Source organism: Paraburkholderia dipogonis (assembly GCF_042680985.1).
Taxonomy (GTDB): Bacteria; Pseudomonadota; Gammaproteobacteria; order Burkholderiales; family Burkholderiaceae; genus Paraburkholderia; species Paraburkholderia phytofirmans.
Genome location: NZ_JBHUFR010000018.1, coordinates 186767 through 212931, shown reverse-complemented (window position 1 = coordinate 212931; position 26165 = coordinate 186767). Strand labels below are relative to the sequence as shown.

The window sequence follows — 26165 nt, the reverse complement described above, 5'->3', positions numbered from 1 at the left end:
GCCGCCTGCGCTGCTGCCGGCGGGCGTCGGCGGATAGACGGGCACGCCGGTCGCCGTGCCCGTGTTGCCGCCGGTCGCGGGCGCGCCGGGACTGACCTGGGCGAGCGGCGGCAGCGGCACCGGCAAGCCGTCGGCGCCGGGCTGTTCGGCCACGGTTTCGCTGCCCGCCGGCGCGCCGGCACCCGGTACGCCTCGGCCGCGTTGCGACATCTCCAGATTGGTCACCTGGCGCTCGAGTGAATGAATTTGCCGCTGCTGCTCGTCGACGACCCGCATCAACGTGTTCAGACGTTCTTCGACCGATTGTCCAGCGAGCGCCTGGGCGCCCGCTTCTTGCGAAAGCGCCAGCAGCATGACGGCGGCCGGAATGGCCGCCAGTGCCATGCGCGGCACCTTCTTCGACGAAAGACTGTTCATTTTGTATTCCCCCGGTGTTCGGGCCGCGCAGCCCCGGTCCTGACGATGCGCGGCCTGACGTGTACTGCCTTGCTACGGTCGGCGGGTGGCGGCCCGCGTGCTCACCTCCTGTTTTGCAGCGCTTGTAGTACGCCTAGCTGGCGGATCATCGAGGCCGACATTGGCTGAGTTTGCAAATGCAGCTGCAATGCGTTGGCGACTTGCTGGTTATTGCCTGCGATCTGCAGCAACTGGGCAATTTGCCCGTTGCCCGGCGTGACCGTCTGGGTGGCGAGCCCAGCCGGCGTCTGCAGCGCGACACTGATGCCGTTGCTGCCGAACGAGATGCCGGCTTTGACGGAGCCGGTCGAATTGCTGGCCGTGGCTGACGGGGTATTGGCGGTGCCCGCCAGCGTCGCGGCGTTGTTGTTGAAATCGATGAGCGCGGAATTGGCGCCGCTGTTACGGTCGCCCGCGACCTGTGTCACTTGTGAAACACCGTTGACCGTGATGCTCTGGCCACCGTTGACGTGAGCGTTGGGATTGGCTCCCGAACTGGCGGCATTGGTGTGGCTGCCGGGGCCGCCGCCGCTCACGCTCGCGAGCGTGCTGACGGAGGTCGTCACCTGGCCGAGCGCATTCCGGGTCGCGCCGAGCGTGCCTTGGGCGAGGGCGGTCACGCCGTTGGGCAATTGCCATTGCGAGAGGATGTTCAGCACGAAACCGGAGATCATCGTGGCGCCGGCGTATTTGCCGGTCTGTCCGGCGAGGACCTCGTCGTCCACCATCTGCACCTTGACGGCGGCGGAACCGCTGTCATGAGAAGCGAGAAATTCAGGCAACGGCGGCGAGGCGGCGCCCGATGCCGCCTGGGCACTGCCGCTTACGACGCTCAAGCCGCACATCATGGTGCAGAGCGCGAGCCCGAACTGGGTGAGGTGTTGCTTCATGGTTGGTTCAGAACAGGTCTGCCTTGATCAAGCCGTACTCGACGAAGGGAGTCGCAGCGGTGCCGTTGGCCAGCGCGCTGGCGCGCAGCTTGAGCGCGAGCGACTCGTTGTCCTGCAAGAGCGGGGAATCCTCCCTGAAGGGTTTGCCGAGGACCGCGAACACCAGACCGTTCCAGGTCCGCATGAAGTCCTCTTCGAGCACGATGCGATTGCCGAGAGCAGGATCCGCGATGAACACGCGGCCGTCCTGCGCATGCTTGACGATCACGAAATGCTCGTACCCGTCGATGTTCATCAGGACCATCACGGGAATCTGCAAGTGCTGGAGCGCGTCGGCGTTGACCCGGAAGCCGCGGCCGCGCAAACCGATGGTCTCGACGAATTTCTTCATGTCGAGCATGGAGAAGCCATTCTTGACAACGACTTCGGGCGTGGAGAACACCATCATCCGGCGAATCAGTTCGGTTTCCGGAATATCGATGCCATAGCCGTATTTGAGGAGCGTAGCCAGCGCCGCCGCACCGCAGCTGTAGTCGAACTGCTGATTGACGATGTGGCTGTAGCGGATGTCCTTCATCGAGCGCACCGTCTTTTTCAACGGGACGCCCGCCAGCGTGGACGTGTCGATGCTCGACTGCGCGTAGCTCTGGCCCGCGCACAGCGTGCAACTGGCCAGCGCTACGGCGAACCGTAGCGCCGGGTACCACCGGAACCCCAACATGCTGGTCTCCCCCTTCTATACGCGCCGGCCGCTGCGATGGCTGCCGGCGCGTCCTCCCCCAACTGCTTGCTGGCTTCTTTCTTCTGCCTGTCGCCGGCTTAATGGCCGCTGTTCAGCGCAGCGATCGCGAGGCCGTTGTGCTGCAGGTTGCCCGCGCCGCCGGCGATATTCACGCCGATGTTGCCGGATGCGTTGGCGAGCGCGTTGGAACCCAGCATCGCGGTGCCCTGGAATTGACCCGTGACCGTCATGCCGGCGGTTTGCGAGTTGTCGTCCGTGGCGACCATCGCCGTGGTCAGCGCGTTGCCCGCCTTGGTCGTCGTCACGGCGCCGGCGAGGCTGTTGTTCTGCACGTTGCCGATGCCCGAGGCGACGTTCACCCCGACGTTGCCCGTCACCCCCGACAGCGAACCGTCCCCGATCGATGCATTCAGATTGAAGTTGTTGATCCGGGCGTTGCCGCTCGACGCTTGCGTGCTGAAGATCTGCGCATTGCCGAACACGTTGCCGATGTCGACCGAGGCGAGCGACACGTCATTGCTTTGGGCGTTGCCGATGCCTTCCGCGATGTTGATGCCCAGGTTGCCCGAGACTCCGTTGGCCGCGTTGGCGCCGGTGGTGGCGTTCAGCGTGCCGGCCGCTTGCGTGTTGATGTGCTGCGTCACCGAGCCACGGGTCGTCACGTCGGTCGTGGTGAGGCTTGCGTCGACGCCGAATGCGGCGGCATAAGCGTCGCTGGACGAGGTCCGGCTCCTCGTGTAGCCGGACGACTGTTCGCCGACCGCCGCGAAGCCCGAACCTTCGCTGGCCTTGTAGCCCCACACCTTGCCCTGTCCGGATGCTTCCGATGCCTCGAAGCCGCCGGCCACGCCCGACGAGTTGGCGTAGCTCGATTCCCGGTAGCCGGCCTGCAGTCCGCCCGCTGCATGGAACGACCCGCCGCCGCCGAACGGCGTGTTGATGCCCGAATAGTTGTAGTTGCCGCCGATCGAACCGCCGGCTGCGATGTGGCCGCCAGAATTCTGGCTGGTGTGCGTGAAGCCGCCGGTGATCGCCGCTGCCTGCTGGCTCGTCTGATAGCCGCCGCCCGCGACCGAGCTGCTGTGGCTGCCATACACATAGCCGCCCGATGCCTGATAGCCCTGCGCGCTCGACGAAGAAGTCGAATGGCTTTGCGATGCCACGGCGAACACCGAGCCGCCGCCCTTGATCGACGAGCTATTGTTGTTGTACGTGGTCGTCACGCGGCCGGTCGTGTAGCTCTGCGATTGCGGGTTGAGCGTCGCATTGATGTTGACCGACTGGTTGTTGTTGACGACCGCGCCGGCCGTGCTGGACACGTGGACGCAACCATATAGGCCGACCAGACCTTCGATGCCGACCGCTTCGCCGACCAGCGTCGCATTGAACAGATAGGCCTTTTGCGGTGCGGCAAACGCGCTGCCGGATGCGGCAACGAGAACGGCTGCGGCAATAAGAGTGCGCTTCATGATTCGCTCCGATACTTTAAGGTTGGTCAGTTAAAAAAAGTGCCCGCCGGGGGACGGAGCACAAAACTGTTCGCCGTGGCATTACCGGCGCCGGCCGTCTGGTTGATCTGCACGATCCCGCTGATGTTTCTGAACGCATCATCTGAAATCGTTGCTTCGCGGACGCTGTGAATCCCCGCTGATTGCCCCAGACCTCCGTTTTTCGCGGCCGTCGCGGATAGCTCCCCATCCGCGACGGTCTCGACTCCGAGCGCCGCAGTGCCCAATTGGGTGCTGTTGCGCTGCAGATTTCCTGCTCCGGCGGACTGGTTCACCAGCACCGCACCGGATGAATTCGAAAAAGCATTGGCTTCGATCGACGCCCGCGCGCTCGCGACCTTCGCGGCCACGGCGGCGCTTTGCACACTGGCGTTGTCGTTGCCGGCCATGCCACCGTTCGATACCGTGATCTGATTGGCCTGCGCGTTGTTCAGGCCGGCCGTTTCGTTGACGGCGAACGCGCCCGTCACGCCGGCCGCCGCGCCGTTGGCGATGATCGAAGTGGCGCCGATCGTCGGTACGGACTGCGCGTGCGCGTGGTTCGCCAGCAGGGCCGCGCCCATGCAGACGCACAGCGCCGCCTGCAGCGTCCGAAGCTTGAGGGGATGCGCGAGCGGGCTCATTTCATTCCTCCAAGCGCGCCGGTGAGCGCATTCGACAGTGGCGCCAGCGAGCCCGTCACCGTGGAGGTGATGGTCCCGCCGATGCCCGGCGCGGGCAGGCCGATACCGCCGGAATTGAGCGCCACGTTGTTGCCGGTTGCCTTGCCGCTAAGGATCTGGGTCACCGCTTGCATACCGGTGCCGCCGAGCACGCCGCTGTCCGCGACGCCGCTCGACCCGTGCGCATTCGTCAGATCGGTATCGCCCACGATCTGGGCGACGGCCGGATTGAACGAGTTAGCCGGGAAAGTGGTGGCGCGCACGGCGACCGGGTCCTGACTTCTCGGCACCGGCACGAAGGCGTCGCGTGGCGTAACCGTGCGCTCGACGATGATGTCGCCAGGATTGACGGCCTGCTGCGCCATGGCGTCGACGGCAAACGAGGCGCTGACCAGGACCAGCACGCTTGCCAGCGCCGCCGGCAACAAGGTGAGCGACGACGCCCGCGACCTGCGTGCGCGCGGCGTCCGGTTCGAGGCAGTCATGTCGGTCCTTGCTTATGTCTTGTTGTCTTGCCTGCGGGCGGTGCATTCGCCGCACCGCCACCCCTGTCTGCTTTGCTTAGTTCGTTGGCTACTTTCTTTGATAGTTGGCGACGTTGCCCTGGGCGGCGCGTGCCGCGTCGATCGGAATCGGTAAAGGCGAGGGCGGGGCGATCTCGTCCCATAGCGTCACGTTGTTGCCGCTGCCGCCGTTGCCGCGCATGAGCTGCGGCGTCGCGGCCACCATCACCATGCCGACCGCGCCGCCGCGTTGCTGCGAGAGCATCTGGTCGTCGAGCGAAAAATCGTTCACGGATGCACCATCGGCCGGAATGCTCAGCACGTTGGCGGCAAGCTGGGAGAACAGGGTGGCGGCCCGCGTCGTCGTATCGGATGAAGCGAGGGGGGCGAGCGAGGCGTTCGGGACGGTGGCGGAGCTTGCATCGGCGGATTCCGTCAGCGTGGCGGATGGAGCCTGTCCGGTTTCCTGTGCGTTGGCGCCAACGGGTAGCATGACGAGCGCGATTGCGGTGCAAAGTGCCGCGCATGGTGCAACGCTGCCCAGATCGATGCGGAAAGCGAGTCGCATGATGTGTCTCCTTGGTGCACGGCATTTAGCGAAACGTGTGCCATCGCTCGCAATCCATTGATGGATCAGGATGCGAGTCGAAACGCGGAAGTCACAATTGAGAAATCGGGCAAAAACGTTTCAGCGCTGAAACGGCGAGCAGAAAATACCTGTAATTCGTTAATTCGGGCGGTATGAACTACCTTGTGTCAACGCCAGGAAAAGCGCTTCCACTAATGTTTTATTCGTCGGCTGAATAACTGTTTATCGCCCGCGGAGGCGCGCTGGGTAAGGTGTGAGCGATTAAATTCGCATAATTGTTTTCCAAGCGGCGCGCGTATAGTAAGCTCTCGAAAAAGAGCTTCAGATTTAAAAAAGCCCGCTAACGGGCCGTCTCAAACACACACGCCGCTTTCTTGGGGATCAGCTGTCCGCACGGAATGGAATGGCCGTTCGGTTTTTGCTATATCGCGAATCCCGAATGAGTCAGCGTGTCTGAACATGTTTCAGGTGCGTGCGTCATCCTTAACGTTCGTTGACGAGAGGATCTGAATAATGGAACCCGCAACGCGGCAACTGATTTACGTTTCGCGCGATCCGAGCGCGGAGCTGAATACTCGGTTTCACCAGCGCGGCTGGCATGTCGAAGTCGTGGGGTCGGCGCGCGACGTGCGCCGGGCCGTTCGCGCCGGAATGGCGGCTGGCGGCTTGCTGGACCTGTCTAGCGAATTTCAGCCACACGAAATCGCCGCCTTCGAATCCTGCCTGACCATGCCGAACGTCGGCTGGGTCGCCGCCACCATGCCGGGACAACTGCAAGACGCCGCGTTGCGCCGGCTCGTGCGCGACTACTGTTTCGACTACGTCACGGTGCCATATTCGGGCGACAGGATCGTCGATTCGGTGGGTCATGCGTACGGCATGATTTCGCTCGGCGAAACGGCTTCCAACGATGCATCGCAAGGCGCCGAAGGCGAAATGGTCGGCTCGTGCGACGCCATGCTCGCGCTGTTCCGTTCGATCCGCAAAGTGGCGATGACCGACGCGCCGGTTTTCATCTCGGGCGAATCGGGCACGGGCAAGGAACTGACGGCGGTTGCGATTCACGAACGCTCGGCGCGGCGCAATGCGCCTTTCGTGCCGATCAACTGCGGCGCGATCCCGCCGCATCTATTGCAATCCGAACTATTCGGCTATGAACGCGGCGCGTTTACCGGCGCCAATCAGCGCAAGATCGGCCGGGTGGAAGCGGCGAACGGCGGCACGCTATTCCTCGACGAAATCGGCGACCTGCCGCTCGAAAGCCAGGCGAGCCTGTTGCGCTTCCTGCAGGAGCGCAAGGTGGAGCGGCTGGGCGGGCACGGCGCGATCGACGTCGACGTGCGCATCATCTCGGCCACGCACGTGGATATGACCGCGGCGATGATCGAAGGACGGTTCCGCTCCGACCTCTATCACCGTCTGTGCGTATTGCAGATCGACGAACCGCCGCTGCGCGCGCGCGGTAAGGATATCGAACTGCTCGCGCGGCATATGCTGGAACGTTTCAAGAAGGATGCAAGCCGTCGCTTGCGCGGCTTCGCGCCGGACGCGATCGCGGCGCTCCATAACTACGGCTGGCCGGGCAATGTGCGCGAGCTGATCAACCGCGTGCGGCGTGCGATCGTGATGTCGGAAGGGCGCGCGATCACGGCGCGCGATCTCGAGCTCGCCGAATACGTGGAGATCGTGCCGGTGTCGCTCGCGCAGGCGCGTGAAGCGGCCGAACGTCAAGCTATCGAGCTGGCGCTATTGCGTCACCGCGGGCGTCTTGGCGACGCCGCACAGGAACTCGGCATCTCGCGCGTCACCTTGTATCGGCTGCTCTGCTCGCATGGCATGCGCCATATGGAAGGCGAGCCGCTCGCCGCGCCGCACGGCGAATTGCCGGCTTCGGTGCCGCATCTGTAGATCGTTTGACGGGCCTCGCGGGTCTCGTGGGCCGGTAAACGATTTCAGCAGGACCCTCCAGCGTATCGAGCGATTCTGCGAACGGTTTCATGCCGTGCGCTCGCGCCAATCTCGCGCCACCTCGCCTCATATTTCTGTCGATCTTTCCGATGCCGCGCGTCACGCCCGGACGTCGTCCCGCCGCGCTTGTTAAAATCGGGTTTTCCGCTCAATCTCCGTGGCGCCCGGATCAAGCCGGTCAGCGTCTCGTCGAAGGAACCCGAATGAAACAATACCTCGACCTCGTCCGCACGATTCTCGACACCGGCACGTGGCAGGAGAACCGCACTGGCATCCGCACCATCAGCATGCCGGGCGCGATGTTGCGCTTCGACCTTCAGCAAGGTTTTCCCGCGGTCACCACGAAAAAGCTGGCGTTCAAATCGGCGGTGGGCGAACTGGTCGGGTTCCTGCGCGCATCGCGCAGCGCGGCGGATTTCCGCGATCTCGGCTGCAAGGTGTGGGACGCGAATGCCAACCAGAATCCGCAATGGCTCGCCAATCCCTACCGGCAAGGTCCGGACGATCTCGGCGACGTGTACGGCGTGCAGTGGCGCCAGTGGCCCGCCTACAAGGTGCTGGATGCGAGCGCGGGCGCGCAACTCGCGGACGCGACCGCGCGCGGGTTCCAGGTGGTGACCGAATTCGAGGAAGACGGCGGCAACAAAATCCTGCTGTACAAAGCGATCGACCAGCTGCGCCAATGTCTCGACACCATCATGCAGAACCCCGCGGACCGGCGCATTTTGTTTCATGCGTGGAATCCTGCGGTGCTTGATCAGATCGCATTGCCGGCTTGCCATCTGCTGTACCAGTTCCTGCCGAATGCCGTGACCAGAGAGATTTCGCTGTGCCTGTACATTCGAAGTAACGATATCGGGCTCGGCACGCCGTTCAATCTGACCGAAGGCGCGGCATTGCTGCATCTGGTCGGTCGATTGACGGGATACACGCCGCGCTGGTTCACCTATTTCATCGGCGACGCGCACATCTACGAGAACCAGCTCGACATGTTGCAGCAGCAGCTCAAGCGCGAGCCTTACGAAAGCCCCACCTTCGCGATCTCGGAGCGCGTGCCGGAGTATGCGAAAACCGGCGTGTACGAGCCGGAATGGCTTGAAAAGATCGAGCCGTCGGATTTCTCGCTGGTCGGCTACCGGCATCACGAGCCGCTCACGGCGCCAATGGCTGTTTGATCGTCGGCCGGGTTGGCAAGCGGCCCATTCGCATAAAGAAAAACCGCCGCGATGCGAATCGCGGCGGTTTTTTTACGCTCTCTGCCGGCTCTCAGACGCGAGGCGCTCAGCCTTTGCGATGCTCGTCGTGGTTGCCGCCGCCAGAATGCTGGTCGCCGTGCTGCGGCTGCACCTGAGGACGCGGCTGCTGCGCCTGCTGCGGACGCGCTTCCTGGTGCGGCGGCTGCTGCGGTTGCGGATGAAACTCCGGCCTGGGCTGTTGTTGCGCCTGCTGCGGGCGCGGCTGCTGTTGAGGCTGCGGCTGCGGATGAAACTCCGGCCGAGGTTGCTGCTGTGCCTGCTGCTGACGCGGTTCCGGACGCGGCTCCTGGCGCGGCTGCTGCATCGGCTGCTGGACGGGCTGCGGATGGTATTCCTGACGCGGCTGTTGCTGCGCCTGGGTTTCTGCCGGACGCGGCGCCTGCGGCTCAGGCTGACGCTGCAGTTGGGCCTGTTGCTGCGGCTGCGGCCGAATTTCCTGCTGACGCGTCTGCTGCTGTTGCTGCTGGGCCGCCGGATTTTCCACGGGACGCGCCGCGCCGTGTTGCTGCGCGCCGGGCTGTTGCGCGAACTCCGGCCGTCCGGCCTGCGGCTGCGGACCGCCATGCTGTTGGGCTTGCTGCGCCATCGGCGTGTGCGGCTGAGTCCAGCCGGGCTCGTGACGCTCGTTCACGCCTGGCTGCTGACCCGCCTGCTGCGGCATTCCCCGCTGCTGCTGCTGTGCAAACCCCGCCTGATTGCCGCCGTTCGCTTGCGGCGGACGCGGCACACCGTTCGACGGACGCCCCGCCTCGCCAGGCTGCGGCCGCTGGTTGGCCATCTGCGGCGGCATGCCCGGTCGCGCTTGCAATTCGCCGCCGTGCGGCGCTTCACCCGGCCGCTGAGCGGCTTGCTGTTGCATGGCGCCCGCTCCGCCCGGCGCACCCGGCGGCATCCCTGGACGCGCTTGCTGCTCGCCACCGCGCGGTGCTTCGCCCGGCCGCTGCTGAATCCCATTCGGTCCGCCCGGCGCGCCCGCGGCCATGCCCGGCGCACGCCCGGCGATATGGGACTGCACGACCCGCACGTTCTGCACCGGCAGCGCGCTCGGTCCGCCCGCCATGTGCGCCGGCACCGAGGTCCGCACGATCGGCTGACCGCCGCCCGGCACCCGTCCGCCGCTTTGCGCGAAACGCTGCGCGAGGCTGTCGTGGTAGGCCGCCGGCATCGCCGGACTACGCGTCGCCACCACCGGACGCGCCATCACAGCCGCCGGCGGCCGGTAATTCGCGTTGCGCTGGCCCGGCCCGAAACTCTCCCGCACCGGCGCGATGCCCGGACCGCCCGGATTGATCTGCGCGTTGCGCCATTGCCGCGGATCGACCTTCTGGGCAAAGCGCCCGACCGGCTGTCCGTGCACGAAGGCCGTCGCCGGCACCGCGGTCACGGCGCCCGGCGCGCGGTAGTTGACGTACGTGTTGTGAATGTTGGTCACATTCACGTTGCGGTTGTAGTTGTTGACGATCGTCGTCTGGTTGACGCGGTTGTAGTAGCCGGGACTCCAGTGATCGTGACCGCCCCAATGCGGATGCCACGGCTCGCCTGGCCCGAGCGGGAACCACGCGACGCCGGCTGCGACCGCTCCGCCTATCGCCAGATCCACACCCCAGTTCACGCCGCCGCCACCGCCGCCCACGAAGGCGACGAGCGCCGGCGCGTAGACGGGCGGCTCGCTGACCGCAACCGGTCCCGGCACCCATGCCCACGTGTCGTCGACCTGCGCCCAGCGGCCGTAGTGGTAGGGCGCGAAGCCCCACGGCGCGTCGTCGACCCAGGTCCAGCCCCACGGCGCCTGCCAGACCCAGTGGCCGTCGCGATAGGGCGCCCAGCCGGCGGGCGTGCCGCGCGGCACCCACACTTCGCCGTATTGCGGCGAGCTTTGCCACGTGCCGTTGGCGTCGAGGTCCTGGTAGCCGGGAATATCGCGCGACACGTAGCGCGCCGACACCGAGCGGTCTTCCGCAGCGTCGCGGCCGGCGGCCCACTGATCGAAGGCGTCGAGTCCTGGCGCGCCGTTGTCGGCGACTTGTTGGAGGTTGGAGCCGCCAAAGCGGATCTGCTGGCCGGCAGCAACCGGCACCTGGCCGCTGTCGCCGTACACCGTCGCGCCGCCGCTGCGCACGGTGACGGTCGTGCTGCTGCCGTCCGGCGCGACGTCGACGCGGTAGTCGCCGGGACCGTTGAGGCCGAGCGCGAGATTCGGCGTATCGATCTCATAGGACGAACCCGGCGCGAGCTCGCGCACGCGCGCCGACAACGTGCCCTGCGCGACTTTGAGCTGGGCGCTGTTGTCGTCGAGATTGAGCAGATCGAGACTGGTGGACGACCCGAGGCGCACGGCGGTCGAACCGATGTGGAGCTCCGAGCGGGCGTTCTGATCGTTCCACAACTGGTCGCCGGTGGTGAGCGGGCGGTTGATCTGCGCGTACGACCAGTCGGTGGCGCCGGCCGGTTCGGTGGTCACGGCGCCCGCCGTGTAGTTCAGGCGCGCGACGCGGCCAGGCGGGTCGGTGTTCTGCGTGGCGGCGGCGCTCTGCGGCGCCGCCTCGATTTCCTGGGCGAAGGTGGCCTGGCCTGCCAGCAGGAAGGTGGCGGCTGCGATCAGCGTATAGCCGATAACCCGGCGGTTCGAATAGCGGTGTGGGGTGACTGTTCTCATGATTTATCTCCGACGGACGCGGCATCGTGCGGCGTCCGTGCAGTCACTGTACCCGTGGCGTTTGTTTCAAGACCCCCACTTTTGTAAGGCCGCCTCACCACCGTGTAACAAAAGATCTCGATAAGGCGATTCGTAAGCTGGTTGCCGATTTCCTGTAACCGCGCCGGGCAGTCAGCCGCGTGTCACACAGCAAGAAACGCGTCGAAATGACGATGCCCGGCCGGCGTGATGCGCAGAATCCGCGGCCGCTCGGTGCGCTCGACCCAGCCGTGCGACGTCCACGAATCGAGCAGCGCCGCGCCGAGGGCGCCGCCGAGATGCGGCCGCCGTTCACTCCAGTCGGGGCAGGTGCACGCAAAGCGGCGCCGCCGGGTTTTCTGGGCCGACATGTCGATGCCCCAGTCGGCGAGGCGGGCGACGCCGTCGGCGGTGGCTTCCAGCGACGTGCCGTGCAGCGTCAGCAGGCCGCGCTCGACCAGCTGCTCGAACACGCGCACCGACAATTCGCCGGCCATGTGGTCGTAACAGGTGCGCGCGTAGCGCATGTCGAGCGGCACGGTGCGCACCGGGCGCGGCACGGGACGCTGCGGCGCGCTGACTTGCGCGACGTTGGCGAGCGCTTCGATCGACGCGGCGATATCCGGCGACGCGATCCGGAAATAGCGATGCCGGCCGCGCACTTCGAGCGCGAGCAGGCCTCCGTCGGTCAGGCGCGCGAGATGGGCGCTGGCCGCCGATGGCGAGAGCCCGGCGATCATCGTCAGCTCACCGGCCGGGCGAGCGCTGCCGTCCATCAGCGCCCACAGCATGGCGGCGCGGCCGGGATCGGCGAGCAGGGCGCCGATGCGGCTCAAGCCGGGGAAATGGCTCTGGTTCTGTTCGTCTGCGAGGATGGCGGGCATCTGAGGTCTCCGGAGAGCGGCGCTTTCGTCGCGCCATGTAGTCCACTGTAGCGGGCTGCGTGATTCGATGTTTCAGCTTAGCGTGAAGTGTCGAATCGGACTGCTACGAAAACCTGGCGCATGGAGCAGATCGCGGGTTTGGGGTTGACCCCGACCCGTGCTTCGGTGCCGCCCAAGACCGCCAGGCTAGAATCGAAGCCTGTCCTAGCGGGAAACACGCAGCCATGAAAACTCTTCTTGCCGTCCTTGCCGCGGCCTTGCTGCTCGGCGCATGCGCGCAGGGCGGCGCGGCGTCGGGATCGGGCGCGGGCACCGGCAGCATCACGATGTACGGCACCATCGACGAAGGCATCTCGGTCCGCAAATAGGCGAGGGGCCGGGCGACTGATCACCGTTGGCAGAAATTGATGCATCATTGGCAACTCTGCCATCGGCGCTCATGTAACGATCGGGTCACCCCACTTCCGCCGCCTAACGGCCTATCGATGCCACCGTCCGCCGCTTCCACCGTTCCAGCCCGTTCAACCGGCCTGCGCGACACCGATCCGCACGACCGGCGTGCCGCGCGCGTGCTTGCCGTGTGCCAGGCGCTGTACACCTCGTCGGTATCGATCGATCTGACGCTGACCGGTCTGGTCGGCTACACGCTTGCCGACGACAAAGCGCTCGCCACGCTGCCGTTCTCGCTGATCACCGTCGCGGCCGCGCTGACGACGGTCTTCGCGTCGTTCCTGATGGCGCGCATCGGCCGCCGCGCGGGGTTCGTGCTCGGCGCGGGCGTCGGCGCGCTAGGCGGCGCGATTTCGGTGTGGGCGATTTTTCACCACAGTTTCTGGGCCTTCTGCGCCGGCACGTCGACGGTCGGCGTGTTCCAGGCGTTTGCGCAGTATTACCGCCTGGCCGCCGCCGACGCGGTCGGCATCGACGATAAAAGCCGCGCGATTTCGACCGTGCTGGCGGGCGGCGTGGTGGCCGCCGTCTGCGGCCCGCTGCTTGCCGCGTGGAGCAAGGACTGGCTGGCACCGGTCGCATTCGCCGGTTCGTATGCGCTGGTAACGGGTTTCGGGCTCTTATCGATTGCGTTGCTGGCGCTGCTGTATCGCGACGCGGCGCCCATCGCGAGCACGGCGGCGACCCACGAGACGGCGCGGCTGCTCGGCGAGATCGTGCGGCAGCCGATCTTCGCGGCGGCGCTCGCCAACAACGCGCTCGGCTATGCCGTGATGATGTTCGTGATGACCGCGACGCCGATCGCCGCCGTCGCCTGCGGCCACACGATTGGCGACGGCGCGCAGATCATCCAGTGGCACCTGGTCGGCATGTTCGCGCCGTCGCTGTTCTCAGCGCGGCTGATCAAATACTTCGGCGTGCTGCGGGTGATCGGCGCGGGCATTGCGCTGTCGGCGCTGTGCGGCGTACTCGCGTTGCGTTCGACCGATCTGCCGCATTTCTACGCGGCGCTGGCCTGTCTTGGCGTGGGCTGGAATTTCATGTTCGTCGGCGGCTCGACGCTGCTCGCGCAATCGTACCGGCCGTCGGAGCGGGCCAAGACGCAGGCCACCAGCGAGTTCACGACGTTCGCGTTTTCCGCGCTGGGGTCGCTGTTCGCCGGTCAATTGCTGGCCCGTTTCGGCTGGGCGACGATCAATGCCGCGATATTTCCGCTGCTTGCGGCGGCGGCGCTGGCCACGCTCGGGTACGCGTGGTCGCGCAAGCGGCGGTTAATGGCGGAGGTGTCCTGATGGCGGCGCGTCATATCGTTTTCGCGGTCGCACCGGATCTGGTGCTGCTAGACGCCTGCGGGCCGCTGGAGGCGTTCTGGCGCGCGGAGTTGACGGTCGCGGGGACGGCGGGAGCGGGAGCCAGCGACGATCGAGTCGCCCGCGACGCGGGCCGATCGGGCATATCAGGCAGTGCGGCGAATTCGGCTGGTGCGGGTAAGCCCCTGAGTTCGGCTAGTTCGAACGACACGGCTAATTCGTACAGTGCGACCGGTGCGGCCAGTTCGGCTAGTTCGAACGACACGGCTAATTCGTACAGTGCAACTAGTGCAGCCAGTTTGGCTAGTTCGGCCACTTCACCCAGCCCGGGTCGCAGCCTGCCCCAGCCAGTGGCATACCACACCACCGTCGCCTCGATCGACGGCGGCATACTGCAGACTTTCCCCGGCTTGCCGATCGTCACTGAACGCCTCGACTCACTCGACGACCGGCCGATCGACACGCTGATCGTTCCCGGCGTCCCCGTCGACGAACATTGCACACTGCAACCGGAACTCGTCGCGTGGATCCGGCGCCATGCGCCGCGTGCCCGCCGCGTGTGCTCGGTGTGCACCGGCGCGTTCTATCTGGCGGCGGCGGGCCTGCTCGACGGCCGCCGAGCGACCACGCATTGGCGCGACGCGCCGCGCCTCGCGCACCGCTTTCCCAACGTCCAGGTGGATGCCGATCCGATCTTTATCCGCGACGCCGGACGTCACGAAGGCGATGGCGTCGTCTGGACGTCGGCGGGCGTGACGGCCGGCATCGATCTGGCGCTGGCGCTGATCGAGGAGGACGTCGGTCACGCGATCGCGATGCAGGCGGCGCGGCGGCTGGTGGTTTTCATGAAGCGGCCGGGCGGGCAGTCGCAGTACAGCGCGGCGCTGGCGGCGCAGGCCTCGGCGAACGGGCCGTTCGAGGCGCTGCACAGCTGGATGACGGCGCATTTGCGCGACGACCTGTCGGTCGAGCGGCTCGCCGAACGAACCCGGATGAGCCCGCGCACCTTCGCGCGGCGCTACGTCGACGAGGTCGGCCGCACGCCGGCTAAAACCGTCTCGGCGCTGCGCCTGGAAGCGGCTTCGCGCGCGCTCGCCGAATCGCGCCGGCCGCTCAAGCGGATCGCGCTCGACTGCGGATTCGGCAGCGAACAGAACCTGCGGCGGGCTTTTCTGCGACGTTTCGGCGTGCTGCCGCTTGATTATCGCGAGCGCTTCATGTCGGCGGCCGCGCCGCGGAACGGGCCTGTTTCCGCGGCCGCCTCAGAGGTTGCCGAGGCGAGCTGATCGCGGCATCCACAACGAAAGCTCCCAGCAAGCCAAACCCGCGCTCCCACAGGACTTCGCCCGCGTGGCGCATGCCAGCCACGACGGGTCAATATTGCGCTCGTATAATCGCCTCCTTTCAATGCATCCGATTGACCGGAGTCAAGATGAGCAACCCTTCCGTAGCGCCGCTGGATCGTTCCGAAACCACTTTCCGCTTTCTGGCCGAGCCGAGCTCGGTCAATTTCGGCGGCAAGGTGCACGGCGGCGCGTTGATGAAGTGGATCGACGAAACCGCGTACGCGTGCTCGGCGGTGTGGTCCGGTCGCTATTGCGTGACGGTCAGCGTGGGCAATATCCGCTTTCGCCGGCCGATTCTGGTCGGCAACCTGGTCGAGCTGCGCGCCCGGGTCGTGGCCACGGGCCGCACCAGCATGCACATTCATGTTTCGGTGCAGGCGGGCGATCCGAAGGGCGGCGAACTGCTGCAAACCACGGATTGCCTGATCGTGATGGTCGCCGTCAACGAAAACGGCCAGCCGGTGCCGGTGCCGGCCTTCGTGCCGGAGACGGACGAACAGAAGCGCCTCGCCAGGTACGCGATCGACGTGAAGGAAGCGCTCGACGCGATTGTCGAACTGAAGCCGGAAGAAGTGGCGCAAGGGAAGGTTTAAGCGGCGCCTGAAGGTGCCGCTCGCGGTCCGCGCGAAGTTGAAATCCGCGCGGACTGCTGTTGTCTTGAAGCACGCCGGGCTTGCGGCCTGCAGGTCAGCCTGGCCGGCCGGGCCGCCCGAGCGTGAGCGCGCAGTTGCCTAACCCGCCGAATTGCCGACCATATCCTTCGGCTGCACCCACTCGTCGAACTGCTGCTCGGTGACGAAACCGAGCGCCAGCGCCGACGCCTTCAGCGTGGTGCCTTCCTTGTGCGCCTTCTTGGCGATCTTCGCGGCCTTGTCGTAGCCGATGTGCGGATTGAGCGCCGTCACCAGCATCAGCGATTCGTTGAGCAAGGTATCGATGCGTTCGTGATTCGGTTCGATGCCGACCGCGCAATTGTCGTTGAAACTGCGCGCGCCGTCGGCGAGCAGGCGGACCGATTGCAGCACGTTGTGCGCGATCATCGGCCGAAACACGTTCAGCTCGAAATTGCCGCTCGCGCCGCCGATATTCACCGCGACATCATTGCCGAACACTTGCGCGCACAGCATCGTCAATGCTTCGGATTGAGTCGGATTGACTTTGCCCGGCATGATCGAGCTGCCCGGTTCGTTCTCCGGAATCGACAATTCACCCAGGCCGCAACGCGGGCCGCTTGCGAGCCAGCGAACGTCGTTAGCGATCTTGTTCAGACTCGCCGCCACCGTCTTCAGCGCGCCGTGCGCGAATACGAGCGCGTCGGCCGCGGCCATCACTTCGAATTTGTTCGGCGCCGACACGAACGGCAAGCCGGTCAGCTTGCCGATAGCGGCCGCCACCTTGTCCGCGAACTGCGGATGCGCGTTCAAACCGGTGCCGACCGCGGTGCCGCCTTGCGCCAGTTCGTACAGATGCGGCAGCGCCGTTTCCACGTGACGAATGCCGTGATCGAGTTGCGCGACGTAGCCGGAAAACTCCTGGCCGAGCGTGAGCGGCGTGGCGTCCTGCAAGTGCGTGCGGCCGATCTTGACGATGCCGGCGAACGCCTTCGCCTTGCCGTCGAGCGTATCGCGCAGCGTCTTCAGCGCCGGCAGCAGATGCTTGACGATCGCGTACGCCGCGGCCACGTGCATGGCGGTCGGAAACACGTCGTTCGACGATTGGCCGCGATTCACATCGTCGTTCGGATGCACTTTGCGTTCTTCGCCACGCACGCCGCCGAGCAACTCGCTCGCGCGATTCGCGATCACCTCGTTGAGGTTCATGTTGGTCTGCGTGCCGGAGCCGGTCTGCCAGACGGCGAGCGGAAACTCATCCGGATGCTTGCCGTCGATGATCTCGTCGGCGGCCTGCATGATTGCCTTCGCCTTGCTTTCGTCGAGCACGCCGAGGCCGAGGTTGACTTCGGCGGCGGAGCGCTTGATCACCGCCAGAGAAGTGATCAGTTCGGGCGATTGCTTCTCGGTCGAAATACGGAAGTTCTGCAGTGAGCGCTGAGTCTGCGCGCCCCATAGCCGGGCGTTCGGCACGGCGATCTCGCCAAACGTGTCCCGCTCCATTCGTACGTCTTCAGTCATGTTCCACTCCGCTGATCAAAGTTCTGCGTTAACGGGCAATAAGGAGAATAGACCTGTTAGCGCGTTCCGGTACAAGCCGGCCTGCGGATCGAATATGTAGGTGCGGCGCTTGCCGTCTTCGACGTCGGTCCACACGAGCGGCGAGAGCGGCGCGCCGATCGAGCGCAGGTAGGCGAGTTGCGCGTCGTCGGCGAGCGTGACGCGATAACTTTCCTCGGGCGCCGTGGCGCGTTCGAAAATTCCCGCGACCTGTTCGGCGAGCGCCGGACTGTGGATCACGAGCGCGAGTTCGGTGTTCAGATTGGCCGAGCGCGGGTCGAGATTCATCGAGCCGATCACCAGAATCTTGCGGTCGATCACATAGGTTTTCGCATGCAGACTGGCGCGCGACTGCGAGCCGGCCACGCCCGCGTTGGGCGTGTCCTGCTGCGGCTTGAATTCGTATAACTCGACGCCCTGTTTCAGCAGCGGCACGCGAAACGGACTGTAGCCCGCCTGCACGGCGACCGCGTCGGTGGCGGCGAGCGAATTGGTCAGTACGGCAATGCGCACGCCGCGATGCGTCAGCTCGCCAGCCGCCCTGACGCCCGCATCATGCGGCACGAAGTAGGGTGAAATGATCAGGAAGTCTTTCTGCGCGTCCTGCATCAACTCGTGAAGCCGCTGCATCGGCGGACTCACATAATCCGGCGACGGATGCACGATCTTCTCCGGCAAGTCCGCTTTGAACTCGGCCGGCGCCCAGGTCAAACCGAGCTGATCGTTGGCGATCTGCGTGGCGAGCGGCGTCGCATTCAGCGGCTTGGCGTTGTACGGATCGGCGTTGGTGCGCCAGTGTTGACGCAAGTCGTCGCGCGTCTGGTCCAATTCCTTCGCGTCGAACTTCTGCTTGTTCAGCACGCGCAACGGATAAGCGATGCTGCTGTTCCAGTAGTCGTCGAAACTCGCGGAGACGTCGGCGGTGATCGGGCCGGCGGCCAGCACGTCGAGATCGCGGAATTGCAGCGTTTCGCTCGCGCTGAAGTATTCGTCGCCAAGATTGCGGCCGCCCACGATTGCGATCTGGTTGTCCGCGATCATCGCCTTGTTATGCATGCGCCGCGTGAAATGGCCGATCTGCGTGAACAGGTTGGTGGTGCGTTCGAATACGCCTTGCTGCGCGCTGCCGAACGGATTGAAGACGCGAATCTCGATGTTGTCGTGCGAGTTCAAACCCGCCATCACCCGGTCGATGTCCTTGAAGTTCAGGTCATCGACCAGCATGCGCACCCGCACGCCGTGGTCGGCCGCATAGAGCGCGGCGCCAAGCAGCAGCTTGCCGGTGGTGTCCTCGTTGGCGATGTAGTACTGCATGTCGAGGGTTTTGGTCGCGGCGCGCGCCAGCGCGATGCGCATCTGCAAGGCGTCGGTGCCGCTTGCGAGCACACGGAAACCGGACTGATCCGGATGCGCTGCTTCGAGCGGCGCGAGCGCCGCATGCAGCGGTGTTTTTTCCGTGGCGGGAAGTGCGTGGGTGACTTGACGGTCGAATGCGGTGGCGGGCGGTCTTGTCGCGCAGGCAGTCAGAAATGCTGTTGCGCAACACAGCAGGAGGAAATGTCTCGTTGTTCCCCAAGCGGACTTCCTTCCGGGTATGCCGGACGCGCACCTGCGTTGCAGTGCGGCCCGGCTTTGATCTCGATGCGACGGCACGCGTTTCCCCTAGTTTGCAGGCTTCTCATGGCGGCAGCGAGTGAGTGGCTCACGCTGTCGAGAAATGCATTCTAAGGGGAATCAGGCTGATGGGCTTTTGTTCTTGCAGATGGTCCCGGCGACGGGACATTCGCGTTGGACCACGCGCGCAGGGGGCGCTGCCGTTACGTCGTGGACGCAACGGCAGGAGCGGTTGTCGAATGCACGATCGTGCAGGACGTGCACATCGAGATCCCGAAACGGCCCGACGCGCGCGGCCTGCTTGCTAACCGCGTTCGGCGTTCAACACCTGTCCGCTATCCACATGCGTCGAACCTTTCGCGGGACGTCCTGCCCAGTGGCCGGCGAGCAGCGAGCCCGACAGGTTGTGCCACACCGAAAACAACGCGCCGGGCAAGGCCGCGATCGGCGTGAAATAGAGTTTGCCGAGCGTTGCGGCAAGGCCCGAGTTCTGCATGCCGACTTCGATCGCGAGCGTGCGGCACACGGCTTCGTCGAAACCGAGCAGACGGCCGCCCCAGTAGCCGCCGAGCAGGCCGATGCCGTTATGCAGCACCACACCCAGCATCACCACGAGGCCGACCGACGCGATGCTCTTCTGCGTGCCGCCCACCACCGCGCCGATGATCAGCACGATCGCGACCATCGAGATCAGCGGCAGGATCGGTTCGAGCTTGCGCACGACCTTGCCGAACAGATGATTGACGATCAGGCCGACCACGATCGGCAACGCGACGATTTGCAGAATGCTCATCAGCATGCCGTGCACGTCGACGGCGATCGACGCGTCCACGTAAAGACGCGTGAGCAGTGGTGTCGCAAACACGCCGACGAGCGTCGACAGCGCGCTGATCGTCACCGACAACGCGACGTCGCCGCGCGCCAGATAGATCATCACGTTCGACGCCGTGCCGCTTGCCACGCTGCCCACCAGCACCATGCCGGCGGTGAGATCGGGCGGCATGCGCAGCGCCTTGGCGATCACCCAGGCGGCGAGCGGCATGACGAGATAGTGCAGCACGATGCCTGCGATCACCGGCGCGGGACGCGTGAAGACGCGCTGGAAATCGGCCACGGAAAGGGTGACGCCCATCGCCAGCATGATGATCGTCAGCAGCGTGGTGACGTGCGGCGCGACGCCTGCGAACGAGGCGGGCGAGAAGTAAGCGGCAATCGAAACGAGCACGGCCCAGAGCGGGAAAAGACGGGTGACGCGGGCAAGCATGGCGGGTGGTCCTTGATTATGTTTTATGGCGAGAAGCGGGGTCGGTCGAGCGGCGCGCCACCGGCGGCGCGCGCTTGCGGGAGTCTGCCGCGCGAACGCGGCAAGCCTTGTCGGCGGGTGATGGGCCTTCGGGCCGCGCTGGCCTTTTTGAGGCGCGCGAATGGGTTTCGGCGTAGGGGGCGGGTGCGCGAGTCTACGCCGGAGCACGGTATTTTACCGTTCGTGGTGAATTGCTCGTGGGTCGATGGTTGCACGTGCAACCAGACGCGTAGCGTTCTACCGGGGTTGGGGCGGCGGCGTGGCGAGTGTGGGCGCGCTGCGTCAAACCGGTTTGACCGGGGACACGCCAGGCGCGGCCGGCACGCGCCGCAGGCTCAGTTTGTGAAAGCGCAGCGTCATCAGCAGCGCGACGCTGGCGAGGCCCGCGGCGAGTCCCCACCACAAGCCGCGCGCGCCGAGGCCAAAGTGAAACGCTAGCGTGTAGCCGGTCGGAAAACCGATCGCCCAGTAGCCGAAGGCGGCGGCGATCATCGGTACGCGCGTGTCTTTCAGGCCGCGCAGACAGCCGGAGCCGACCGTCTGCATGCCGTCGACGATCTGGAAGATTGCCGCCACGCCGAGCAGCGAGCTCGCGAGCTTGACCGTGGCCGCGTTGGCCGGATCGTCGAGATGCAGATAGAGGCCGACGATCCAGTGCGGCGCGGCGATCAGCACGAGGCCCGACAGCGTCATGAAAGCGACGCCGAGCGCGAGCGCGACGAAACCCGCGTGGCGCGCGGCGAGCGGCTGGCCGGCGCCGGACCAGAAGCCGACGCGCACATTGGCCGCCTGGCCGATCGCCAGCGGCACCATGAAAGCCACCGAGGCGACGTTCAGCGCGATCTGATGCGCGGCCAGTTGCGACTCGCCGAGCAGGCCGACCATCAGGCCGGTGGCGAGAAAGAGCGTGGACTCGACGCCGTAGGTGATTGCGACCGGCCAGCCGATGCCGAACAGTTCGCCCATCAGCGGCACGTTCGGCCGCGTGGCGACGACGAAATGGCGATAACGCGGGCGCAAATGCAGCAGCGCCATCAACACGAGCGCGCTGAGCCAGACGGTGATCGAAGTCGCGGCCGCCGAGCCGAGAAAACCGAGCCGCGGCAGACCGTAGACGCCGTGGATCAGGCCGTAATTGAGAAAACCGTTCACGCCGACGCTCACTAGCGACACCCACAAAAGCCGTTTGGCTGCGCCGATCGCCGGCAGAAACGATCGCATCAGGCCGACCCCGATCAGGCTGCCGAGCGAGCCCCAGCGCAGCACCGCCGAATATTCGCCGACGTTGTGCGCGAGCAGCGCGGGTTCGCCGAACGCGAGCAGGATCGGCGTGGCGAACGAGAGCAGGAAGAACGCGGGCACCGACAGCAGCACGGACAGCACGAGACCCGTCCAGTAGATGTGCGGCACGCGGCCTTCGTCCTGCGCGCCGCGCGCGTGCGACACGCTCACGCTGACGGAGGTCAGCACGCCTTGCAGCAGCGTGACCACCACGAAAAACAGATTCGCGCCCAGGCCGCCGGCGGCGAGCGCGTCGGGGCCGAGCGAGCCGAGCAGGATCGTGTCGGTGACGCCCATCGCCATTTGCGAGAGCTGCGCGATGGCGAGCGGCGCGGCGAGGCGCGCGGTGTCCGCCGCGTGGCGGGTCAGGGTTGGCGGCCGGGAGGCCACACGGGTGATGCCGGATTGAGTCATGGAGCGCCTGGCGGCGGAAGTGGCGACAGCGCGACGGCGGGCGCGACGTGCGCGCGAGCGGAGGCGAGGGCGGCGGCTCGATGAGCCTCGGCGAACGCTCGAGGCAGCCGCCGGCCGGGTGTGTCAGCCGATTGTTGGTTTGTTGAAACTGACAGCTTATTGCTTAGGCGCGGCGATGTCGATGGAATCGGCACAATTTTGGTGCGCCCGTTCCTCCGAGTTTTCGGACTGCGGATCGTGCTTCAGTCCGTGCGTTAGTCCCGTGAATCAGCCAGTTGAGTCAGGCCTCGTGGACCGCAATCCGCGTATCGCCTAACAGCACGACCTGACCCGCGCGGATCTTGCAGGTTTTACGCGTCTCGACCCGGCCGTCGACGGTGACTGCGCCGTCCGCGACCATCATTTTTGCCGAGCCGCCGCTGTCCGCCAGCCCCGTTATCTTCAGGAGATTGTGCAGTTCGACGTAGTCGCCGGTGAGCGTGAAATCGAGGTTGGGCATGGCGTTTGCGCCTCCAGGCAAAGGGTTCGCATCATAAGCCAGAAGCTTGCCCTGGATGAAGTTCGCGGTGTGCGCCGCCGTCGTGTGAGTATCTGCAAGCAGATGTTATGCGTTTGTCAGAAAGTGAAACGTTCCGTAACGATGGTCGTAAAACCCAATCTTCACTCGTAAAGTGCAGGTCAGTAGGGAAAGCCTGCTGGATTTTTATCTGGCAGCGAGCAGACCGGCGAGGCACGCAGAGCGCGCTCATGCGGGCTCGAATGCGCAGCGCCAGACAGGTCGCCCGCGTCACAACAACTTGGAGAGGATTAGCCATGACCCAGATTCGTACGCTTCTGATCGGTACCGCCCTGACGGCCCTTGCTTCGACCGCCGCGTTCGCACAGACCGCGCAACCGGCAGCGGGTACGGAAGGCCAGCCGCAGGTTCAGATGCAAGGCAATGACGCGGCGCCCGCGGCGCAGGGCGTGCAGCCGGTGACGCCGGCGCCGACGCGTCTGACGGCATCGGGCTCGACCGACCCGCTGGTGCAGAAGCGCGACGCTAACGCGAAGGCTAACGCCGAATATCGCGCGTCGAAGAAGGCATCCAAGGCGGAGTTGAAGGATCAGCAGAAGGCCGCCAAGGTCCAGTACAAGGAGCAGGTGCGCGACGCCAAGATCAATCAGAAGGCGGATAAGCAGACCGCCAACAACGAAATGAAGATGAACATGCAAGGCCAGACGGGCGACCAGTCGGACGGCACCGACGTCAAGCATTAAGGCCGGGTTTTGAGCAGGCGGGGTGGCGGTTCGGTTAGCCGCCGCGGCCCTCGCTTTACCGGACTTTCGGGTCCGGGCATTTCGATTCAAGGGAGGTATCGCATGAGCATCGCCCATTCCACGAAGACCACGCTTGTTGCCGCGTTGATCGCGGGTTGCCTGTCGTCGGCTGCATTCGCGCAGGCTAGCGACCCGGCTATGGCGCCGGTTACGCATGCCGACAAGAAGGCAGCCAAGGAACAGTCGAAGGCGGACAAGAAGGCTGCGGTCGCGCAGGCCAAGGCCGACAAGAAAAAGACCGATGCCCAGGCCGACGCCGACAAGGCCAGCGCCGACGCAAATGTCAAGGACGCGAAGAAGCAATAGCAGGCTTCGCGGCAGCGGCTGACGCGGGGCGCGTGAGCGTCCCGACGTTGTGCCTGCGAAAAATGGCTCGTGTGCATTCGTGCGACGGGCCATTTTTTTGTGCTCCTGTTCGCTCGCACGACAGGCGGGAAAACGTGGACAGCGCATCCTGCTAAAAAAGGGGCGCTTGTCGGCGCCGGTTGTATGGATATACAGTATGCGTCGCCACTCTGAATCCATCCAACGCCCAAATCGATCGTGCTCTCCGTCGCCGAATCCGCACCGTCCCCGACGCCCTCCGCGCCCGACCCCGCCGCCTGGCTGGCGAAGCTCAACGACGCCCAGCGCGAAGCCGTCGACTACGGCGCCGACACGCCCACCGCGCCGCCCGGCGCGTTGCTGGTGATTGCAGGCGCCGGCTCCGGCAAGACCAATACGCTCGCGCACCGGGTCGCCAATCTGGTGGTGAAGGGCGCCGATCCGCGCCGCATCCTGCTGCTGACCTTTTCGCGCCGCGCGGCGCTCGAAATGACCCGTCGCGTCACGCGCATCGCCGGCGCGGCGCTCGGTTCGCGAGCCGCGCTCGCGCAGGGGCTGACGTGGTCCGGCACGTTTCATAGCGTCGGCGCGCGGCTGTTGCGCGAATACGCGGATCTGATCGGTCTTGCGCCGGCCTTCACAATCAACGACCGCGAGGATTCCGCCGATCTCATGAACCTCGTGCGGCACGAGCTCGGCCTGTCGGCGAAAGAGCGGCGTTTCCCGGCCAAAGGCACGTGCTTTGCCATTTACTCGCGCGTCGTGAACACCGGCGCGTCGCTCGGCCAGGTGCTGGACAAAGCATTCCCGTGGTGCCGTGAATGGGAGGCCGATCTGCGCATGCTGTTCGCGTCTTACGTCGAAGCGAAGCAGAAGCAGAGCGTGCTCGACTACGACGATCTGCTGCTTTACTGGTCGCACATGGCCGCCGAGCCGGGCATCGCCGCCGATCTGTCCGGACGGTTCGATCACGTGCTGGTCGACGAGTACCAGGACACCAACCGTCTGCAGGCGTCGATCCTGCTCGCATTGAAGCCGGACGGCCGTGGCCTCACCGTGGTCGGCGACGACGCCCAGTCCATCTATTCGTTTCGCGGCGCGACCGTGCGCAATATTCTCGATTTCCCCGCGCATTTCGATCCGCCGGCCAAACAGGTCACGCTCGAGCGCAATTACCGCTCGAGCGCGCCGATCCTGGCGGCGTCGAACGCGGTGATCGAGCTGGCCAGCGAGCGCTACACGAAGAATCTGTGGACCGACAAGGCGTCGGCGCAGCGCCCGCGCCTCGTGACGGTCGCCGACGAGGCGGATCAGGCTCGCTACATCGTCGAGCAGGTGCTGGAAGCGCGCGAGCAGGGCATGACGCTGAAGTCGCAGGCGGTGTTGTTCCGCGCCGCGCACCACAGCGCGGCGCTGGAGATCGAACTGACCCGGCGCAACATTCCGTTCGTGAAGTTCGGCGGCCTGAAGTTTCTCGACTCGGTGCACGTGAAAGACGTGCTTGCCGTGTTGCGCTGGGCGGAAAATCCGCGTGATCGCGTGGCCGGCTTTCGTGTCGTGCAGTTGCTGCCGGGCGCGGGGCCGGCCACCGCGGCCAGGGTGCTCGACGAGGTCGTCGCGCGCGCGGGCAGCGGCAACCCCGCCGACACCGCCGGCGGCGCGCTGGCCGCCTTCACCGCGCCGGCTCGGGCGCAGGAAGACTGGCATCCGTTCGTCAAGCTGATGTCGAGCGTCTACGGGCGCGAGACGCCATGGCCCGCCGAGTTCGAAATGGTGCGCCGCTGGTATGAGCCGCATCTCGAACGCAATCACGAAGACTCGACCATCCGTCACGCGGACGTGTTGCAGATGGAGAGTATCGCGGGCACGTATGCATCGCGTGAACGGTTTCTGACCGAGTTGACGCTCGACCCGCCCGACGCCACCAGCGACGAATCCGGCGTGGCGCTGATCGACGAGGACTACCTGATCCTGTCCACCATCCATTCGGCGAAGGGCCAGGAGTGGCGCAACGTGTTCGTGCTGAACGGCGTGGACGGCTGCATTCCGTCCGATCTCGGCACCGGCAGCGAAGAGGAGATCGACGAGGAGCGCCGTCTGCTCTATGTGGCGATGACGCGCGCCAAGGAGGACCTGCATATCGTCGTGCCGCAGCGCTTTTACGTGCACAACCAGACGCATATGGGCGATCGTCACGTGTGGGCATCGCGCACGCGCTTCATTCCCGCGCATCTGATGCCGTTGTTCGATGCCTATGCATGGCCGCGCGTCCCGGTGCCGAGCGCGCCGACGGCGGCCGGTCTGGCCGCGGCGGCGCAGGCGAAGATCGAGATCGGCGCGAAACTCAGGAAGATGTGGGATTGAGAGTGGCGGCGCGCTCCTGTGCGTGACAGCCGAGACGCGATTCACGCCCACCGAAACGACGTGGCTAGATCGCCGGCCCAGTCCGTTGTTCTGCGCAATGTCTCTCGAGCGGGAACGGTTGCCGCTGTCGGCCACC

The 26165-nt window shown here is 65.5% G+C and carries 23 protein-coding genes (1 of these 23 cut by a window edge); 9 read left to right on the top strand and 14 right to left on the bottom strand.

What is annotated here, in order from left to right; genetic code table 11:
- From ACFSNN_RS24585 to ACFSNN_RS24555, 7 genes are all read right to left on the bottom strand, one after another.
- Positions 1-384, bottom strand: partial view of a hypothetical protein gene (locus tag ACFSNN_RS24585; RefSeq protein WP_465263559.1) — the start only. The gene continues 1026 nt to the left of window position 1, outside the view; 384 of the gene's 1410 nt are visible here — the first part of the coding sequence; it begins with the start codon at positions 382-384; its stop codon lies off the left edge, out of view.
- 134 nt (positions 385-518) lie between these two features.
- Positions 519-1346 carry a peptidase C39 gene (locus ACFSNN_RS24580; RefSeq protein WP_134458156.1) on the bottom strand — a complete coding sequence of 276 codons (828 nt, stop codon included), beginning with the start codon at positions 1344-1346 and terminating at the stop codon, positions 519-521.
- Between the two features lie 7 nt (positions 1347-1353).
- Positions 1354-2067: a C39 family peptidase gene (locus tag ACFSNN_RS24575; RefSeq protein WP_134458158.1), complete on the bottom strand. Its 714-nt coding sequence runs from the start codon at positions 2065-2067 to the stop codon at positions 1354-1356.
- Between the two features lie 98 nt (positions 2068-2165).
- Positions 2166-3557, bottom strand: a complete 1392-nt coding sequence (locus ACFSNN_RS24570) for a hypothetical protein (protein ID WP_134458160.1) — start codon at positions 3555-3557, stop codon at positions 2166-2168.
- Positions 3558-3583: 26 nt separating this feature from the next.
- Positions 3584-4219, bottom strand: a complete 636-nt coding sequence (locus tag ACFSNN_RS24565) for a hypothetical protein (protein ID WP_134458162.1) — start codon at positions 4217-4219, stop codon at positions 3584-3586.
- Entirely contained in the window at positions 4216-4743 is a 528-nt protein-coding gene (locus tag ACFSNN_RS24560) for a hypothetical protein (RefSeq protein ID WP_134458164.1), read from the bottom strand. The genes ACFSNN_RS24565 and ACFSNN_RS24560 overlap by 4 nt, the downstream gene beginning before the upstream one ends.
- 88 nt (positions 4744-4831) lie before the next feature.
- Complete coding sequence (locus ACFSNN_RS24555) at positions 4832-5329, bottom strand: hypothetical protein (RefSeq protein WP_377689200.1); 498 nt, start codon at positions 5327-5329, stop codon at positions 4832-4834.
- Between the two features lie 534 nt (positions 5330-5863).
- On the opposite strand from ACFSNN_RS24555, the gene ACFSNN_RS24550 reads away from it, so the two are divergent.
- Complete coding sequence (locus ACFSNN_RS24550; RefSeq protein ID WP_012433929.1) at positions 5864-7258, top strand: sigma-54 dependent transcriptional regulator; 1395 nt, start codon at positions 5864-5866, stop codon at positions 7256-7258.
- A 263-nt stretch (positions 7259-7521) separates the two neighbouring features.
- Positions 7522-8493 carry a thymidylate synthase gene (locus ACFSNN_RS24545; RefSeq protein WP_134458166.1) on the top strand — a complete coding sequence of 324 codons (972 nt, stop codon included), beginning with the start codon at positions 7522-7524 and terminating at the stop codon, positions 8491-8493.
- 106 nt (positions 8494-8599) lie between these two features.
- Here ACFSNN_RS24545 and ACFSNN_RS24540 read toward each other — a convergent pair whose 3' ends face one another.
- Positions 8600-11230, bottom strand: coding sequence for a DUF6600 domain-containing protein (locus tag ACFSNN_RS24540; RefSeq protein ID WP_134458168.1), 2631 nt, complete (start codon positions 11228-11230; stop codon positions 8600-8602).
- A gap of 182 nt (positions 11231-11412) precedes the next feature.
- Positions 11413-12132, bottom strand: a complete 720-nt coding sequence (locus ACFSNN_RS24535) for an ArsR/SmtB family transcription factor (protein ID WP_134458170.1) — start codon at positions 12130-12132, stop codon at positions 11413-11415.
- Positions 12133-12356: 224 nt separating this feature from the next.
- Here ACFSNN_RS24535 and ACFSNN_RS24530 point away from each other — a divergent pair, with 224 nt between their 5' ends.
- The 4 genes from ACFSNN_RS24530 to ACFSNN_RS24515 all read left to right on the top strand — a co-directional run bounded on the left by ACFSNN_RS24530 (position 12357) and on the right by ACFSNN_RS24515 (position 15831).
- Entirely contained in the window at positions 12357-12500 is a 144-nt protein-coding gene (locus ACFSNN_RS24530; RefSeq protein ID WP_012433925.1) for a hypothetical protein, read from the top strand.
- A gap of 117 nt (positions 12501-12617) precedes the next feature.
- Entirely contained in the window at positions 12618-13874 is a 1257-nt protein-coding gene (locus ACFSNN_RS24525; protein WP_134458172.1) for an MFS transporter, read from the top strand.
- On the top strand, positions 13874-15178 hold the full coding sequence (locus ACFSNN_RS24520; protein ID WP_134458174.1) for a GlxA family transcriptional regulator: 1305 nt from the start codon (positions 13874-13876) through the stop codon (positions 15176-15178). The genes ACFSNN_RS24525 and ACFSNN_RS24520 overlap by 1 nt, the downstream gene beginning before the upstream one ends.
- A 146-nt stretch (positions 15179-15324) precedes the next feature.
- Positions 15325-15831, top strand: a complete 507-nt coding sequence (locus ACFSNN_RS24515; RefSeq protein ID WP_012433922.1) for an acyl-CoA thioesterase — start codon at positions 15325-15327, stop codon at positions 15829-15831.
- 138 nt (positions 15832-15969) lie between these two features.
- On the opposite strand, the gene fumC is transcribed toward ACFSNN_RS24515, so the two are convergent.
- The 5 genes from fumC to ACFSNN_RS24490 all read right to left on the bottom strand — a co-directional run bounded on the left by fumC (position 15970) and on the right by ACFSNN_RS24490 (position 22520).
- A complete protein-coding gene (gene fumC / locus ACFSNN_RS24510) occupies positions 15970-17370 on the bottom strand; it encodes a class II fumarate hydratase (RefSeq protein ID WP_134458176.1) in 1401 nt (466 codons plus the stop codon).
- Positions 17371-17385: 15 nt separating this feature from the next.
- Positions 17386-19005 (bottom strand): phospholipase D family protein, encoded by a 1620-nt coding sequence (locus ACFSNN_RS24505; RefSeq protein ID WP_134459122.1) that lies wholly within the window; start codon positions 19003-19005, stop codon positions 17386-17388.
- Positions 19006-19327: 322 nt separating this feature from the next.
- Entirely contained in the window at positions 19328-20287 is a 960-nt protein-coding gene (gene panS, locus ACFSNN_RS24500) for a ketopantoate/pantoate/pantothenate transporter PanS (RefSeq protein WP_134458178.1), read from the bottom strand.
- A gap of 321 nt (positions 20288-20608) precedes the next feature.
- On the bottom strand, positions 20609-22021 hold the full coding sequence (locus tag ACFSNN_RS24495) for an MATE family efflux transporter (RefSeq protein WP_134458180.1): 1413 nt from the start codon (positions 22019-22021) through the stop codon (positions 20609-20611).
- A gap of 280 nt (positions 22022-22301) precedes the next feature.
- Complete coding sequence (locus tag ACFSNN_RS24490) at positions 22302-22520, bottom strand: RNA-binding S4 domain-containing protein (RefSeq protein ID WP_011489423.1); 219 nt, start codon at positions 22518-22520, stop codon at positions 22302-22304.
- Positions 22521-22834: 314 nt separating this feature from the next.
- On the opposite strand from ACFSNN_RS24490, the gene ACFSNN_RS24485 reads away from it, so the two are divergent.
- From ACFSNN_RS24485 to ACFSNN_RS24475, 3 genes are all read left to right on the top strand, one after another.
- Positions 22835-23281 carry a hypothetical protein gene (locus tag ACFSNN_RS24485; RefSeq protein ID WP_134458182.1) on the top strand — a complete coding sequence of 149 codons (447 nt, stop codon included), beginning with the start codon at positions 22835-22837 and terminating at the stop codon, positions 23279-23281.
- Between the two features lie 102 nt (positions 23282-23383).
- The gene (locus ACFSNN_RS24480; protein WP_134458183.1) at positions 23384-23647 is read left to right on the top strand and encodes a hypothetical protein; all 264 of its coding nucleotides are present in this window, start codon (positions 23384-23386) and stop codon (positions 23645-23647) included.
- A 237-nt stretch (positions 23648-23884) separates the two neighbouring features.
- Positions 23885-26029: an ATP-dependent helicase gene (locus ACFSNN_RS24475; RefSeq protein WP_134458185.1), complete on the top strand. Its 2145-nt coding sequence runs from the start codon at positions 23885-23887 to the stop codon at positions 26027-26029.
- Positions 26030-26165 lie beyond the last annotated feature (136 nt).

Bases quoted from the DNA above. Each gene is read 5' to 3' on its own strand.
- ACFSNN_RS24580 (WP_134458156.1), bottom strand. From the start codon at position 1,346: ATGAAGCAACACCTCACCCAGTTCGGGCTCGCGCTCTGCACCATGATG.
- ACFSNN_RS24575 (WP_134458158.1), bottom strand. From the start codon at position 2,067: ATGTTGGGGTTCCGGTGGTACCCGGCGCTACGGTTCGCCGTAGCGCTG.
- ACFSNN_RS24570 (WP_134458160.1), bottom strand. From the start codon at position 3,557: ATGAAGCGCACTCTTATTGCCGCAGCCGTTCTCGTTGCCGCATCCGGC.
- ACFSNN_RS24565 (WP_134458162.1), bottom strand. From the start codon at position 4,219: ATGAGCCCGCTCGCGCATCCCCTCAAGCTTCGGACGCTGCAGGCGGCG.
- ACFSNN_RS24560 (WP_134458164.1), bottom strand. From the start codon at position 4,743: ATGACTGCCTCGAACCGGACGCCGCGCGCACGCAGGTCGCGGGCGTCG.
- ACFSNN_RS24555 (WP_377689200.1), bottom strand. From the start codon at position 5,329: ATGCGACTCGCTTTCCGCATCGATCTGGGCAGCGTTGCACCATGCGCG.
- ACFSNN_RS24550 (WP_012433929.1), top strand. From the start codon at position 5,864: ATGGAACCCGCAACGCGGCAACTGATTTACGTTTCGCGCGATCCGAGC.
- ACFSNN_RS24545 (WP_134458166.1), top strand. From the start codon at position 7,522: ATGAAACAATACCTCGACCTCGTCCGCACGATTCTCGACACCGGCACG.
- ACFSNN_RS24540 (WP_134458168.1), bottom strand. From the start codon at position 11,230: ATGAGAACAGTCACCCCACACCGCTATTCGAACCGCCGGGTTATCGGC.
- ACFSNN_RS24535 (WP_134458170.1), bottom strand. From the start codon at position 12,132: ATGCCCGCCATCCTCGCAGACGAACAGAACCAGAGCCATTTCCCCGGC.
- ACFSNN_RS24530 (WP_012433925.1), top strand. From the start codon at position 12,357: ATGAAAACTCTTCTTGCCGTCCTTGCCGCGGCCTTGCTGCTCGGCGCA.
- ACFSNN_RS24525 (WP_134458172.1), top strand. From the start codon at position 12,618: ATGCCACCGTCCGCCGCTTCCACCGTTCCAGCCCGTTCAACCGGCCTG.
- ACFSNN_RS24520 (WP_134458174.1), top strand. From the start codon at position 13,874: ATGGCGGCGCGTCATATCGTTTTCGCGGTCGCACCGGATCTGGTGCTG.
- ACFSNN_RS24515 (WP_012433922.1), top strand. From the start codon at position 15,325: ATGAGCAACCCTTCCGTAGCGCCGCTGGATCGTTCCGAAACCACTTTC.
- fumC (WP_134458176.1), bottom strand. From the start codon at position 17,370: ATGACTGAAGACGTACGAATGGAGCGGGACACGTTTGGCGAGATCGCC.
- panS (WP_134458178.1), bottom strand. From the start codon at position 20,287: ATGCTTGCCCGCGTCACCCGTCTTTTCCCGCTCTGGGCCGTGCTCGTT.
- ACFSNN_RS24495 (WP_134458180.1), bottom strand. From the start codon at position 22,021: ATGACTCAATCCGGCATCACCCGTGTGGCCTCCCGGCCGCCAACCCTG.
- ACFSNN_RS24490 (WP_011489423.1), bottom strand. From the start codon at position 22,520: ATGCCCAACCTCGATTTCACGCTCACCGGCGACTACGTCGAACTGCAC.
- ACFSNN_RS24485 (WP_134458182.1), top strand. From the start codon at position 22,835: ATGACCCAGATTCGTACGCTTCTGATCGGTACCGCCCTGACGGCCCTT.
- ACFSNN_RS24480 (WP_134458183.1), top strand. From the start codon at position 23,384: ATGAGCATCGCCCATTCCACGAAGACCACGCTTGTTGCCGCGTTGATC.